The sequence below is a fragment of the Nostoc sp. MS1 genome, assembly GCF_019976755.1.
Lineage (GTDB): Bacteria > Cyanobacteriota > Cyanobacteriia > Cyanobacteriales > Nostocaceae > Trichormus.
Genome location: NZ_AP023441.1, coordinates 3,222,079 through 3,237,760 on the forward strand (window position 1 = coordinate 3,222,079; position 15,682 = coordinate 3,237,760).

Annotated in this window: 10 protein-coding genes; 7 read left to right on the forward strand and 3 right to left on the reverse strand. The window is 42.9% G+C overall.

The window, feature by feature from the left end:
* Window positions 1-58: 58 nt before the first annotated feature.
* The 3 genes from NSMS1_RS13965 to NSMS1_RS13975 all read left to right on the forward strand — a co-directional run bounded on the left by NSMS1_RS13965 (window position 59) and on the right by NSMS1_RS13975 (window position 3,097).
* Entirely contained in the window at window positions 59-1,351 is a 1,293-nt protein-coding gene (locus NSMS1_RS13965) for an acetyl ornithine aminotransferase family protein (protein ID WP_224095231.1), read from the forward strand.
* A gap of 98 nt (window positions 1,352-1,449) precedes the next feature.
* A complete protein-coding gene (locus tag NSMS1_RS13970) occupies window positions 1,450-2,361 on the forward strand; it encodes a DUF1338 domain-containing protein (RefSeq protein WP_224094307.1) in 912 nt (303 codons plus the stop codon).
* Window positions 2,362-2,905: 544 nt separating this feature from the next.
* On the forward strand, window positions 2,906-3,097 hold the full coding sequence (locus tag NSMS1_RS13975; protein WP_224094309.1) for a hypothetical protein: 192 nt from the start codon (window positions 2,906-2,908) through the stop codon (window positions 3,095-3,097).
* Between the two features lie 299 nt (window positions 3,098-3,396).
* Here NSMS1_RS13975 and NSMS1_RS13980 read toward each other — a convergent pair whose 3' ends face one another.
* A complete protein-coding gene (locus NSMS1_RS13980; protein ID WP_224094311.1) occupies window positions 3,397-4,863 on the reverse strand; it encodes a hypothetical protein in 1,467 nt (488 codons plus the stop codon).
* Between the two features lie 255 nt (window positions 4,864-5,118).
* Here NSMS1_RS13980 and NSMS1_RS13985 point away from each other — a divergent pair, with 255 nt between their 5' ends.
* Both NSMS1_RS13985 and rtcA read left to right on the forward strand, forming a co-directional pair.
* On the forward strand, window positions 5,119-6,462 hold the full coding sequence (locus tag NSMS1_RS13985) for an FAD-binding oxidoreductase (RefSeq protein ID WP_224094313.1): 1,344 nt from the start codon (window positions 5,119-5,121) through the stop codon (window positions 6,460-6,462).
* A 196-nt stretch (window positions 6,463-6,658) separates the two neighbouring features.
* Window positions 6,659-7,702: an RNA 3'-terminal phosphate cyclase gene (gene rtcA, locus NSMS1_RS13990; RefSeq protein WP_224094315.1), complete on the forward strand. Its 1,044-nt coding sequence runs from the start codon at window positions 6,659-6,661 to the stop codon at window positions 7,700-7,702.
* Between the two features lie 198 nt (window positions 7,703-7,900).
* Here the strand turns inward: rtcA and NSMS1_RS13995 are convergent, their stop codons facing one another.
* Window positions 7,901-9,262 carry an NAD(P)/FAD-dependent oxidoreductase gene (locus NSMS1_RS13995; protein ID WP_224094317.1) on the reverse strand — a complete coding sequence of 454 codons (1,362 nt, stop codon included), beginning with the start codon at window positions 9,260-9,262 and terminating at the stop codon, window positions 7,901-7,903.
* Window positions 9,263-9,699: 437 nt separating this feature from the next.
* On the opposite strand from NSMS1_RS13995, the gene smc reads away from it, so the two are divergent.
* Window positions 9,700-13,326, forward strand: coding sequence for a chromosome segregation protein SMC (smc, locus tag NSMS1_RS14000; protein WP_224094326.1), 3,627 nt, complete (start codon window positions 9,700-9,702; stop codon window positions 13,324-13,326).
* 58 nt (window positions 13,327-13,384) lie between these two features.
* Window positions 13,385-14,359 carry a PRC-barrel domain-containing protein gene (locus tag NSMS1_RS14005; protein ID WP_224094328.1) on the forward strand — a complete coding sequence of 325 codons (975 nt, stop codon included), beginning with the start codon at window positions 13,385-13,387 and terminating at the stop codon, window positions 14,357-14,359.
* Between the two features lie 143 nt (window positions 14,360-14,502).
* Here NSMS1_RS14005 and NSMS1_RS14010 read toward each other — a convergent pair whose 3' ends face one another.
* Window positions 14,503-15,639 (reverse strand): AIR synthase related protein, encoded by a 1,137-nt coding sequence (locus NSMS1_RS14010; RefSeq protein WP_224094330.1) that lies wholly within the window; start codon window positions 15,637-15,639, stop codon window positions 14,503-14,505.
* Window positions 15,640-15,682 lie beyond the last annotated feature (43 nt).

The window sequence follows — 15,682 nt, forward strand, 5'->3', positions numbered from 1 at the left end:
GTTAACAATTACACTTGGTAGTTCAATTAACCGTATAGCAAAATACCTAAAAAATAAAATGTTAAGTATCCCTATTAATCAACATTTACCTCTATCGCCACGTTTGTTAACATCCCTACCAGGGCCTAAAGCTAAAGCAATTGTAGAACGCGATCGCGCTGTTACATCCCCCTCTTATACCCGTGACTATCCCTTGGTTGTCGCCCGTGGTGAAGGCTGCATGGTAGAAGATGTGGACGGGAATGTGTTTTTAGATATGACCGCAGGTATCGCCGTTACCGCCACTGGACACGCCCATCCCCAAGTAGTCAGGGCAATTCAAGAACAGTCCACAAAACTATTACATATGTCGGGGACAGATTTCTACTATGAACCGATGGTAGAACTAGCGGAAAATTTAGCCAGTCGCGCCCCTTTTGTTCACGGTGCAAAGGTATTCTTTACTAATTCCGGTGCAGAATCCAACGAAGGAGCAATCAAACTAGCTCGATATTACACCAAGCGATCGCTCATCATCGCTTTTTTGGGCGCATTCCACGGACGTACCTACGGCGCAATGTCTCTAACTGGTTCCAAAACTGTACAACGTGCTAATTTCGGGCCGTTAGTTCCCGGAGTAACTCACATCCCCTACGGTACTCACGCCAGCCTAGATTACTTAGACAATAATTTATTCAATACAGTTATACCGCCTCATGAAGTAGCAGCTGTTGTTGTGGAACCCATTCAAGGCGAAGGCGGTTACATCGTCCCAGAAGACGGATTTTTGCAGAGAATACGTAATATCTGCGATCGCTACGGCATATTAATGGTAGTTGATGAAGTGCAATCAGGTATGGGACGCACCGGACGCTTATTCGCCATTGAACATTGGGGTGTTACGCCTGATATTATTACCACAGCCAAAGGTATCGCTAGTGGTATGCCTTTAGGAGCAATTTTATCTCGCCCTGAACTAATGACTTGGCCTCCAGGTTCCCACGCCACTACATTCGGTGGGAACCCTGTAGCCTGCGCGGCGGGAATTGCTACCTTAGAACTGCTAGAAAGTGGCTTGATGGATAACGCCACGCAAATGGGTGAATTATTACAAGCTGGGTTAACTCAACTGCACCAAAAATTTAAGAGAATGTCCTTACCTAGAGGTAAAGGATTGATGGTAGCCGTAGATTTATTCGATGAAGACGGTCATTTTGATCCTAAAGAGCGCGATCGCATTATTCAAGAAGCCTTTCACCGAGGTTTGCTATTACTAGGTTGTGGTAAAGCTGCTATTCGTTTCTGTCCTCCGTTAGTTATCAACAGTGAGCAAATTCAAACCGCACTCGATATTCTTGCAGAGATTATTTGATTAATGGAGATGAGGGAGAAAGGGAAAAATGAAATTCTTTACCCTTCCTGTGGACTAATGACTAATGACTAATGACTAATGACTAATGACTAATAACAATGAACAAAATCGCACTTAATCTTTTTTCATTACTCTGGCAAGAATACAGCGCCAGGGTTACTTACGCCCGGACTTATCAACAAATGATTACGGCGGCGGGTGGGACTGTGGCTAATGACCATATTGCATTGCGATCGCTCCGTTTATCAGTTGAGCGCCCACAAGGTAAAGTAAATCTGGGAATTGACTATCTATCTCAAATAGCAGAGGCTTTAGGTTATGTCCCGGCTGGAGAATATCATTTTCCCCAAACTCATCTTTACGCCCGTCACTATCGCCATCCCCAACAAGCAGAGTTTGATTTACCTAAGTTATTTATCAGCGAGTTAATTGTAGATGAATTGCCAGAACATATTGTTGAATTAATCTCTCAGACAGTATCAAAAATTCCTAGAGAATTTACTTCTACAATTACTGAATTTTCTCCACAAGAAAGTGATGAAATTATCACCCAAAAGTTGCAAAAAGTTTTCACTCGCCCTTGGTTAACTCCTCAACGTTCTGTTGTGGAAGAAGTTAATCAAGCTAATCAATATGGTGCTTGGGTGTTGTTACATGGCTATGCTGTCAATCATTTTACAGGTTATGTTAATCGCCATCAAACTCCAAAATACGCCAATATAGACGATACTGCTCGTGGTTTAGCTAGTTTAGGCGTACCTATGAAAGCAGAAATTGAAGGTGATATTGCTTGTGGTTTACGTCAGACAGCAACACAAGCCGTTAAAGAAATGGTAACAGTTATAGATGATGTCACTGGTCAGGAAATACAAATTCCTTGGACTTACGCCTATTATGAAATTGCTCAACGTTATCCTGTAGAAATAGCGCCAGGAAAGCAAGAACTATTTGATGCTTTTTTGGGAAATAATGCTCAACAATTGTTTGAAATGACTCGTTTATCTAAATAATATTAATTTCAGATAATTATTGAGAATATGGTTTATTTGGTCATGGGTAATAGGTAATGGGTAATTGATAATGTTTAAAAATAATTACCTATTATTTACTTTTTGATTTTGTATAACAGATAACAAAAAAATAAGATTTGAAGTGTGGCGGATTTTTCATCTTACATACTCAAGTACTGATGATTAAGTAGGTGGACACAATTATTTATAAGACGCATTTCGACTACGCTCAATGCTCGTTAACCTTATTAGAAGCAGGTTGAGTTTCGACTACACGGTAATCGAGCGTAGTCGAGATTCAACTCCCGCGCAGTCTAAACCCGGCGCTATCAAGTTAAGTTTAATTTAGTCCTTCTACTTACAACAGATTATGAAATTGAGAAAATATACAAGCAGAATATAGTATAATCATCGCCATCACTTATACTACAAAGCCTGACCTATTAAACTATGTGATTGAAAGTATACAATTATTTAACAAAGCTTAAAGTTGCTTTATTATATTATTTACCAAGGTGTGAGTTGAGTTTGGGAATTAATCACAATGGCTACTGCTACATCTACTGTATCTGAACGCGAATGCCAGGCTACCTGGACACAGCACTTAAATAAGTCCTTCTACCAAGATGATCAGCAAGCTAAGTTGATGAACTTGCAAGCAGAGGTGGACTCTTTGTTGGAACAGTTACAAAATTTAAAAGAACAACGTTTAGCAGCTACTAATCAAGAAGTATAAAACTTTATGGGGCGATCGCTCTAGTGGTTTTATTCAGGAATTGCCTAATTAACACACAGTTCCTCAATGCAAACACTCAATCTTTATATTAAATTCTAGCGATCGCACCTAGAACTTTATAAAGATTGTGTAAAGACATAATAAACAAGTTTAACATCATCTAACAAAACTAATACATGGGGGTGGAGATCATTCTTCACCCCCATAATTTTGGGAATGGGGAGATGAGGGAGATGAGGGAGAGGGGGGAGAATAACTAATGGACTATGGACTATGGACTATAGACTATGGACTATGGACTAAGAACTAAGTTGCTTTGTTAGACTTTGAATGTAATCAAGGTCAACTTGAGAAGTTGGCTTTTTTTCCTGTAACCAAGAGTTGGCTTTCTCTTCGCCCTGCTGGACTGTTAAAATTAATGCTCCCCAAGCTTGCACGGCTTGTCTATTCGGTTCAACCTCTAATGCTGTTTCTACTCTGCGCCACAAGCGACCTTGGTCTTGTTTTAACAAGATGGCTATTTCTTGTGCATTCTCTGGGGATGCGGTAAATACTTGCAAAGCTTTTTCCCAGCGACCATCTATTAAGTCTGCAAGTACTTGTTCACTAGGACTCGCCCAGGTTTTATCAGCTTGACTTTTTGTCACTTCAGAATGGAGACGGATCAAATCTAATTGTGCTTGGGCAATGGCTGGTAAACTATTTTTGCGCTGTTGCTTTACAGTGGTTAAAGACTCGAAAGCAGTAGACCAGAGTCTACTGCGGCTACTTAATAGAGCATTTTTGTAACGAGAATCTTTTAAAACTGGATTTTGTAAAGAAATTTCTTCAAGTTCGATGGGGTTCAGGTACAAGTTCACAGATTTGACTTGGTAAACTTTGAATCTTGGTTCTAAGCCTATTGTCTGATCAATAATTAATTCTTTGGTTTTATTACCCGTTACTTGTTCCCACTTGGGTATGTGTCCACTCGGACTTGTCCAAGACACCATAGGTATTAAGTTACTACGTTCTGGATTGTAGTAGACTATTTGACCGTAGCTGATTGCGTGATTATCTTGTTTTTGCTGCCCTTGTAAATTTAACCATACTCCTGAAGCTGGCGTTTTGTCTTCAAAGCGATTAACTTCATTTAAAGGTAGAGGGTTACTGACATCTTGGTGTTCTGATGGTGTATCACTCAGGGGTGCGATCGCAAATGATTCTTCTGGGCCTGTGATTGCTAAAGTATTTGCTAGACGATAAAATTTTTCTGGTTGTGCTTGGTAGTTTAAGTTTTCTAACTGATAAACTCTCAGTTCTACTATTTCTTTACAGTTAGATACACAATCAGCGCGCTGACGCATGACTGGTAAGAGTAATGATTTTTCATCCTCATCTAGAGGAATGGTTGCACCTGGGATTTCCTGTTTCTGACTGATACTAGCTTGAATTTGGGCAAGGGTTTGGGGGTTCTCGCTGTTGTCAAAGGGGATTTTGGCCCATTCTGGGAGGACACTATTTAGCCAAACTACTTGTTCAGGATTAAATATCAACATAACCCCAATCCAAGTAGAAGTTAGAACTAAACCAACACTACTAAGTAAGATGGCGATCGCAATTATAGACGATAGCTTGTAAGTTTTTTTTACCTGATTTTTCTCAATCCCACCATCACCTTGCTTTTTTTCTATTCTTTTTCGCCTAATTCGGGTTTTCTTTGCTCCTACATCAGATTGATTTTGGCTATCAGATTTTGGCGTTAGCTTGCGCGAGCGATTTGCCATCTTAGTTCTCAGTTAATCTAACGAATGAATTTGTGCTTATTTTTTTCTTTTATACTCGCGCTTTGAGCTATTGCCTAGAACTAATGATGTTTATATTTCTACACATAATACTAATTCGTAATTTTATATTAAGTAAGTAGCATGACAGTAGCGTTAATTATGAAGACTAAACGCAGAGGTATGCAAAGAATGAATCTCTCCGCGTTCCTCCGCGCTAACCTCCGCGCCCCTCTGCGTTAAAAAAGGATATACACTATGACAAACTACTTAGATAACCTCCTGCCCTCCCTAGAAGGCATCGAAACCATCACCGAAGCCAACCAAGTAGCGAAATTATCGCAAGACTATCACACCTTTAGCCCAGTGCTAGTTCCTAAACTGGAGGGGAAAGTGGGTGATATTGTAGTCCGCCCTGCCAACGAAGAAGAAGTAATCAAAGTTGCCGCTATCTGTGCCGCCCAGCGTGTACCCATAACTGTACGGGGTGCAGGAACGGGCAACTATGGGCAATGTGTACCTCTACATGGCGGTGTAATTCTAGATACAACTAAGTTACAGGAAATTTTGTGGATAAAACCGGGTGTGGCTAGAGTAGAAGCTGGCTTAAAGTTGGCAGCCTTAGATAAAAAAGCGCGAGAAAGCGGTTGGGAAATGCGGATGGCTCCTTCAACATACCGTATAGCCACAATTGGCGGGTTTATTGCTGGGGGTAGTGGTGGGATTGGTTCAATACAATATGGTTTGTTAGGCGATCGCGGTAATCTCTTAGCATTGCGAGTTGTCACCTTAGAAGAAAAACCCCGTGTCATCGAACTACGTGGCGATGATGTACAAAAAGTTAATCACGCTTGGGGTATTAACGGTATTATTACAGAAGTAGAAATTCCCTTGGGGCCTGCTTATCCTTGGGCAGAAGTTATAGTCACGTTTGACGACTTCATTACAGCCGCCAAGTTTGGACAAAGCCTAGCTAGTGCTGATGGCATGATTAAAAAATTAGTCACCATCTTTGCATCACCCATTCCCCAATACTTCCAACCCCTACATTCATACATTCCCGCAGAAACTCACCCAGCATTTCTGATTCTTGCCGAACCTAGCCTTGAACTACTACCAGGGTTAGTCCAAAAATATGGCGGACACATCACCTATCAAAAATCAGCCCAAGAAGCAGGCAAAGGTTTAAATTTAGCAGAATTTACTTGGAATCACACCACCTTACATGCCAGGAATGTCGATACTTCCATCACATATTTGCAAAGTATGTTTCCTGCGGATCAAAGCTTGCAATTAGTAGCAGACTTATATCATTACTTTGGTGATGAGGTGATGATTCATTTAGAGTTCATTCGCGTTAATGGTGCAGTAGTACCTGCTGCATTACAACTTGTGCGCTACTCCACAGAAGAACGCCTCAATGAAATTATCCGTTATCATGAAGCCAAAGGAGTATTTATAGCTAATCCCCACACATATATTATTGAAGATGGCGGTAGAAAAGTTATCGATCCTGAGCAGTTAAAATTCAAAGAAATGGTAGACCCTTACGGGTTAATGAATCCTGGAAAAAGTAAAGTATTAGAATTTAGCAGGGGATAGGTGACAGGAGATAGGGGAGATGAGGAGAGAGGGAAGACAAAGTAGACAAGGGAGAAAGAAAGAGTTATTAATAACTGTTGACTAATGACTAGTAACTAATGACTGTTGACTGTTGACTGTTGACTGTTGACTATGGACTAATGACTGATGACTAATGACTGATGACTAATGACTAATGACCAATGACTAATGACTAATGACAATTGAAATTGACGGTTCCTACGGCGAGGGAGGAGGACAAGTTCTTCGTACATCCCTTAGTTTAGCCGCCATCACTGGTGAACCCATACGCATTACAGGAATACGCGCTGGTCGCAAAAAGCCGGGGTTAGCCGCGCAACACTTAACAGCAGTGCGCGCGGCGGCGGCAATTTGTCATGGACAATTGCAGGGTGATGCGTTGGGTTCTACGATGCTGGAATTTATTCCTGGTGGTGTGGTGCAGCCTGGAACCTATAGTTTTGATGTTACTGAAGCACAGCAAGGTGGTTCGGCTGGGGCTATTACCCTAGTTTTGCAGACAATTCTCTTACCTTTAGCCTTAGCTGAGGGTGATTCTGAAATTACCCTACGGGGTGGAACTCATGTCATCTTTAGCCCGACAATGACCTACATTGAGCAAGTGTATCTGCCAATGTTACGCCGCATGGGCATCGCCGCCCAAGTCAAATTAGGGGCTTGGGGATGGTATCCCAGAGGCGGAGGGGAAGTAAATTTGCAGGTGAAGGGAGGCTGCAAACTCACCGGAATTAACTTATTGGAGAGAGGAGAGTTAAAGCGGGTGCGAGGACTAGCAGTGGCGACAGAATTACCTGTCCATATTCCCCAACGCATGGCCAGCCGCGCCGAGAATTTACTACGTACAGCCGGGTTAAGAGTATATGTGCAAGCACTACGAGAGAAAGGTGTAGCCCCAGGTGCAGGGATTTTTTTAACTGCTGAGTATCGTAATAGTTTGACGGGATTTGGTGGCTTTGGACGTTTGCGCTTATCCTCGGAAAAGGTTGCAGAGATTGCTTGCGAACAACTCTTACAATTTCACCAAACTGGCGCACCAGTTGATGAACACTTAGCAGATCAATTATTATTACCTGCGGTTTTAGCTTCAGGGGAAAGTCATTATAAAGTGTCTGAAGTGAGTACACATTTAACAACTAATGCCGCAGTTATTGAAAAGTTTGGGTTAGGTAAGATTAGTGTTAATCAAGCAGAAAAGACTGTGTTAATTCGTAATTCGTAATTCGTAATTAAAAAAATAATTACTTACGATATGGTTTGTTTAGTTGCTAATTGGTTTTCTGACAAATTTCTGATCAGAGAAAATCTCTGATCAGACTTTGCGTAACAACAAATAGGTAATTGTTTTCTCCTATTACCTATTACCTATTACCTATTATCCATTACCATCCCCGTAATACGATTAATCGTTTTCGGTTCCCTAAACATTGACTGGTAGCCTGCTTTCTGTCGGCTGGTAATGACTGTTATTGTTAACAGTTTTAACTGTTGGCGGCACTTCTCTACCTGTAATCAATCTAGCGCCACGATTACGAGTAACATAATTCCATGCCCACTGAATCATGACTACTAACTTATTATTGAACTCGATTAAGAAGTAGATGTGAATTAATAGCCAGAACAACCAAGCAAAGAAGCCTGTCAACTTCATAAAACCTAAGTCTACAACGGCTGAGTTTTGCCCAATCATAGCTAGACTACCGTAATCGTTATACTTAAATGCAGGCAGAGTTTGACCTTGTAGGCGTTTCTGCACCAATTTGGCGACGTATTCGCCTTCTTGTTTGGCGACTGGTGCGACACCGGGAAGGGGTTTACCGTTTTGGTGAGAGAAGTTAGCTAAATCTCCCACAACGAAAATATTGTTATGTCCCTTAATACTCAAGTCTGCTTCTACGATAACTCGTCCGGCGCGATCGCATTCTACCCCAGTTTTCTCAGCTAAGACTTTGCCCATTGCCGATGCTTTGACACCTGCTGCCCATAATACAGTCTTTGAGCCAATTTCTGTCACATCATCGCCTTGTTTGATAGTAACGATGTCATTCTCAATATTCGTTACCATCGTTTTTGTCTGTACTTTCACACCCAACTGTTTCAAGGATGCTTCGGCTTCCTGTGATAATTCTGGCGCAAAGGGAGGGAGGACTCGATCTAAACCTTCGAGGAGGATGACTTGCGCTTCTGTGGTGTCAATGTTGCGGAAGTCTTCTTTGAGGGTTTTGTAAGCTAATTCAGCGATCGCACCTGCTAATTCTACCCCAGTAGGGCCGCCACCGACAATTACAAAAGTTAACCAAGCACGGCGCTTTTCGGGGTCTGTTTCCTTCTCGGCTGCTTCAAACGCCATAAAGATGCGGCGACGCATTTCAATTGCATCTTCTACAGTTTTCAACCCAGGCGCAAATTCTTCCCAGTTATCTTTACCAAAGTAGGAGTGCTTTGCACCTGTGGCTACAATTAAAGTATCGTAGGGTATTTTTTCATCACCTAGTACCACTTGTTGTGCTGTTGAGTCAATATCGCTGACTTCTCCCAGCAAAACTTTTGTATTCTTACTCTTACTCAATACTGCGCGTAGAGGTGAGGAAATATCAGATGGTGAAAGAGTACCTGTAGCAACTTGATAAAGTAGCGGCTGGAATAGGTGAAAGTTCCGTTTATCAATCAGAGTCACATCTACTTTAGCTTTAGCCAATGACTTTGCTGCATACAATCCACCAAAACCGCCGCCGATAATCACGACCTTGTGGGGTGAGTTGTTCTCAAGTGCTTCAACCATAAGAATTATTTCCTAGTGTTACGGGTACTGTAACTATTCTTAACAAATTTGTATCAAAAATGTCACAATTATTTCTGTTTATCTTGAACATATAAAAAATTGGTTAAAGTTATCGTAAATACAGATATTGAGTAATATAAGCTACATAGTTTTTTTAGTTGTGACAAAATTATCTTGTGGCAACCCTATAAACCACATATACGTAGTGATAAAGCCTGTTTAGCCATCGTTGTAAATTACTTTTTTTATATAGTTAAAGATAAGAATTAATGCTTTTCCTATAATTTATAAAGATTGATTCTTAAACGCGAAGGGGCGCAGAGGAGGATTCTCTGGGGCTGGGTATAAGGCATTTAGAAAATATTCGTGCTAACCTGTTGCTAAATTTTGATAAATTGATACACTTGTTCTTCATTAACTTAGTGAACTAGCACTGCATGGTGCATATCAAGCGCGTAGAACTTACTAATTTCAAATCCTTCGGCGGTACTACAGCAGTCCCATTATTGCCGGGGTTCACTGTCATATCTGGGCCTAATGGTTCGGGTAAGTCAAATATTTTGGATGCGCTGCTGTTTTGTTTGGGACTAGCTAGTTCTAAGGGGATGCGGGCTGATCGCTTGCCCGATTTGGTTAATAATACTCAAACGGCTAAAAGTCGTTCGGCGGTGGAAGCTAGTGTAACTGTGACGTTTGATTTATCTGATCTCATAGATGTTAATGATCAGTTATCAGTTGTCAATGGTAGTGAAGAATTACCCCAGCATGAAGCACCATCGGTAAATGGGAATGGACACAAGGCTACAGAATGGAGTGTGACGCGGAAACTGCGGGTGACGCATCAAGGTAGTTATACATCGAATTACTATATCAATGGGATTTCCGCGACGCAGACGGAACTGCATGAGGAGTTGGAGAGGCTGCGGATATATCCTGAAGGTTATAACGTGGTACTGCAAGGGGATGTCACCAGTATTATCTCCATGAAGGGGAAGGAACGCAGGGAAATTATTGATGAGTTGGCGGGAGTGGCGGCGTTTGATCGGAAGATTCATCAGGCTAAGGGAACGCTGGATGAGGTAAAGGAAAAGGAAGATAGTTGTCGGATTATTGAGACTGAGTTAACTTTACAACGCGATCGCCTCTCGCAAGACCGGGCGAAGGCGGAAAAGTATCAAAAGTTACGTACAGAATATATAGAAAAGCAATCTTGGGAAGCGGTTTTATCTTGGCGTTCTCTGCAAGCACAGCAAGAGAAGTTAGCCACCCAAATTCAAGCAGGCGATCGCAATTATGCGGAACTGACTACCCAGCTTACCAGCTTAAATACAGAAATTGCCGAGAAAACTGCCCAACTGGAACAACTCAACGCCCATGTGAAAGCGATGGGAGAGGAGGAACTGTTAGCAGTACAGTCTAACTTGGCGACGCAGGAAGCAGAACGGAAGCAGTTACAACGTCAGCAAAGCGAGTTAGAGGCGGCTTTTCAAGAAACGGCTAGGCGGTTGGCGCAAACTGGGGAAGATATCCAAAAGCATCAGCAGGGTTTAGGGGAAATTGCCCAAGCCCAGGATTTGGAGCGGCAATCTATTGTATATTGTCAGCAGCAACGGGATGAAACACAACAAGCTTTGGAAAAGTCCCGCGAAGCCGCCGCCGAAATCGCCTCAGCCTCGGAAGCATGGGTACAACAGCAAACGGCGTTGAACCGTCAAATTGAAACTGTGCTGCAAACCTTGGAACCGCAACGAACCCAACAAGCGCAGTTAAGGGAACGGAATAATCAGTTACAGCAGTTAATAGCAGAGCAAACGCAGTTAATCGCTAACCTAGAACCACAATTAACACAGAAGCAGGCTGATTGTACTGGGTTAGAAATACAATTTAATACCTCTAGCGAACCCATCCAAGAGTTAGCGCAAAATCTCGCCGCTACAGAACAGGAATTACAAATTCAGCAAGATACCCAAAAGCGACTGCTGCAAGAACAACGAGACAAGCAACGTCAACTAGATAAAATTGACGCGCAAGCACAAGCACAGCAAGAGGTACAAGGAACTCAAGCCAGTAAGGTAATTATCCAGTCAGGAATGCCTGGGGTGTGCGGATTGGTGGTACATTTGGGAAGGGTAGAACCCCGCTTTCAGTTGGCGTTAGAAATTGCGGCTGGGGCGCGTCTGGGACATATTGTAGTAGAAGATGATGGTATCGCCGCCGCCGGAATTGAACTGCTCAAACAAAAACGTGCGGGGAGAGCGACGTTTTTACCTTTAAATAAAATTCAGACTCATAAATTTACCCAAGATGCTACATTGCGTTTAGCAAACGGCTTTGTTAACTATGCCGTGAATTTGGTAGATTGCGATCGCCGTTACAAAGACATCTTTAATTATGTCTTCGGTAATACTGTAGTATTTTCCAACTTAGACTCGGCGCGGAAAAATCTCGGTTTATATCGTATCGTTACTTTAGATGGGGAATTACTAGAAACCAGTGGCGCGATGACTGGGGGTAGTAGTAACCAGCGTTCCTCATTGCGGTTTGGCAATGCGGAAGCAGCAGAGTCAGAAGAAGCAGTTGCGTTAAAGCAGCGTTTAGCAGATATAGATAGGATTTTAGACCGTTGTGGTGATGCGATCGCTAATTTATCCATCAAAACCAAACAACTCTCACAAGAACTGACAGAAGCGCGTCAAGCAAGGCGGGAACAGCAGATACAATTGGAACAGTTGCAGAAAGATATTAAAAGTTTAACAGCCCAGTTAGAAGGGACGCGATCGCAACTGAGTCAAAATAACGAAAAATTTACCACAGCACAGTCACGCCTAGAAATTTTAGATAAAGAATTACCAGGACAAGAAAGCCAATTACAACAACTACGCCAAACCCTAACTGAGTTAGAAGCCTCCCAAACACCCAGCGAATGGCAACAAATTCAGGCGACAATTAAAATCCAAGAACAACAACTCCAACAAAGAGAAACCGCCTTAAGAGAAGCCGAACAACGCCTAAAAAATCTGGAAAATCAACAACAACGCCTCTTAGAACGCATCCAAGAAGGCGAACAACGCATTACTCAGTATCAACAAGAACAACAAACCCAACAAAATCAACTATCTTCCCTCAGCACTCAGCACTCAGCACTCAGCACTCAAATTACCCAAACCCGCGCTAAATTAACCGAACTGGAAAAACATCTGGGTGAGGAGAAACAAAAACGCGACGCTATTGAACAAGAAGTGCGATCGCACCTCCTGCGTCAGCAACAATTAGAATGGGAAATTCAAAAGTTAGAAGAATCTCAACTCAAACGCCGAGAAGATTTAACCACCTTACAAAGCCAGTTACAAGAATTAATCCCGGAATTACCAAATCCTTTACCAGAAGTACCAGACAAGGTAGACTTGGAAGAATTGCAGAAAGAATTGCGATCGCTTGCCAAACGTCTCCAGGCAATGGAACCTGTAAATATGCTGGCGTTGGAAGAATACGAACGCACGCAAAAGCGCTTAGAAGAACTATCGGAAAAATTACAGACGCTAGAAGGAGAACGCACTGAACTACTCCTACGTATCGAAAACTTTACCACCTTGCGGCAAATTGCCTTTAAAGAAGCCTTCGACGCAGTAAACGAAAACTTTCAATCAATCTTCGCCACCCTTTCCGACGGCGACGGCTACCTACAATTAGATGATCCTGAAGATCCCTTTAATAGTGGCTTAAATCTAGTCGCCCACCCCAAAGGTAAACCAGTACAAAGACTCGCTTCCATGTCTGGGGGTGAAAAATCCCTCACCGCCCTCAGCTTCATTTTCGCCTTACAACGTTATCGCCCCTCACCCTTTTACGCCTTTGATGAAGTAGATATGTTCCTCGATGGTTCAAACGTTGAACGATTGTCAAGAATGATTAAACAACAGGCACAACAAGCCCAATTCATAGTTGTTAGTTTGCGTCGTCCGATGATAGAATCAGCCGAACGCACAATAGGCGTTACTCAAGCACGAGGAGCTTATACCCAAGTTTTGGGAATTAAGTTATCATCCTCAAATACATCTGCTTGAGTTTTTGTTAATAATAGTGTATAGATAAACCGGATTCGAGATCAGGACTCCGTATAGAATGACCTCTGAACAGATAATTAGACGTTCCGACATATTAAATACCCAGGTGATCACCCGCGACAATGGCAAACGGTTAGGCATCGTGAGTCAAATCTGGGTGGACATTGATCAAAGAGAGGTTGTGGCTCTTGGTTTGCGAGACAGCCTGATCTCCATCTCTGGTCTGCCCCGCTATATGTACCTTAGCAGCATCCACCAATACGGCGATGTGATCCTAGTTGATAACGAAGATGTTATCGAAGACATAGAAGTTGAAGCCCTCAGTAACCTGATGAACTGGGAAGTCATCACCGAAACAGGCGAAGTTTTAGGTAGAGTCCGGGGCTTCAGATTTGAGGCGGAAACAGGTAAACTCACCAACATAGTCATCGCTTCCTTGGGACTACCCCAAATTCCCGACCAGTTTTTAAGCACCTACGAAATATCAATAGAAGAAGTAGTCAGCACAGGCCCCAACAGATTAATTGTGTTTGAAGGAGCCGAAGAACGGGTAAATCAGTTAACAGTAGGTGTCCTAGAACGTCTAGGTATTGGTAAAGCACCTTGGGAACGGGACGCAGACGAAGAATATTATGCTGCACCCCGCGCCGTTGCACCTTCAAATCAGCTACCTAGTGGTGTACCCTTACAACCACCCAAGCCCAAAGTCCGCACCCCCGAACCCGTAGCTGAGGAAGAATGGACTGAGGACTACATCGAAGAAGAAAGACCACAGCGTCAAGTCATGAAAGCGCGTCAATACGAGTCTATTCAATACGAAGAAGACGAGGAAGATAACTGGAGCGAAGCCACAGGTAAAGACAGATATCAAAAATCTCCCGCCCCATCCTACAGCGAGCCTTACACCGAAGATTATGATGATTATGATGATGATATAGAAAGTGATGCTTGGGATGATGCACCACCACAACCAGTAAATATCCCTAAAAAAGTCAAAGAAAGACAGCCAGAATATGAAGAAGAAGGATATTAATAACTGCTAATTGGTAATTGGTAATTGGCCCTCATCTTATTTGTAAGAGAGGGTTAATTTCATTTCAATTTTTTTGTAGGATGGGCATCTTGCCCGTCCTGATATTTGGGCGGGCAGGATGCCCACCCCACAAGATGTATGATTTATGCTCCTTTGGCGATGCCAAAAGATTCGCCTTTGAAAGTAATGCCAAATGGTTCAACCACAACTTCGCGGGTGGGGGATGCTTCAACTCTACCAGCGATCGCAGCTGTTAATCCCTGTTCTTTGGCTAACTGCACAATCCTCTCACCATCCTGCTCTGTCTCTGTATAAAATGCAAACCCTGCACCATAGTTAAATACAGAAAGCATCATTTCTTTCCCTCCTTCCAGATGGCTTTCCACAAACTGAAAGATTTCTGGAACTGGTAACAATTTTTCAATTACATACCGTAATGGTTTAGCAGACCGCATCAATTTCTGCCATCCATGACCAGTAATATTTTCCATCGCCGTGGGACGGATACCCTCACGCAATACTGCTTGCACAAGGGGCGTGTACAGGTGCGAGGCAGCATTCATCGCTTCCCATAACTCCTGTCCACTGGGTAGCTTTGTTCTGTAGCCGTCAGGTAGGGACTCGGCTAATTTCCGCACGGGGGTAAAGCCGTTTTCATGCAGTCCGGTACTTTCTACCAAAACGATCGCATTACCTTCAGCCAACCTTGTACCATCAATAGGAGGCACACCAGGAGGCATGACACCAAATACAGAACCCGCAATATCTAGCCTTCCGGGAATCATTTTAGTTTTGAGTTGTGGCGTTTCTCCAGAAATGTAAACGCAGCCTATACGTCTACATCCTTCAACCACGCCATCAAGAAACCCATCAAGAAAGGCAGGGGTAAATACGGTTTCTGGCGTACTTGAGGGTAAATACAACCCTAAAAGTACAGTTTGCATCCCCGAAGATGCAGCATCGTTTGTCAAACAAGAGAGAATTTTGATACCGATGTTCCACCAAAACCGCCGCAGTTCTTCTTCGGTAAGGTCATCAGGACGGGCATCATCAGCAGTACCAAGTCCTTCAGGAACAAGGCTAACAAAAAGCTCAGGGTTTCCCGTATGTAGGTAAGGGGCAAGATTAAAACTAAAGGCATTAGCACTTCCCCCAAGCCCAGCAGCCGGGACACCCCCGTAAGCAGGGGCGAATTGTAATGTACGTTTTGCCGCCTCAATAAAGCGACGCTTGGCAGCATCGAGAGTATTGTAATCGACTTGATCAACAGCTTGGGTCATTCTTCTATTTTGGGAGTAGGGAGTGGGGAGTGGGGAGTGGTGG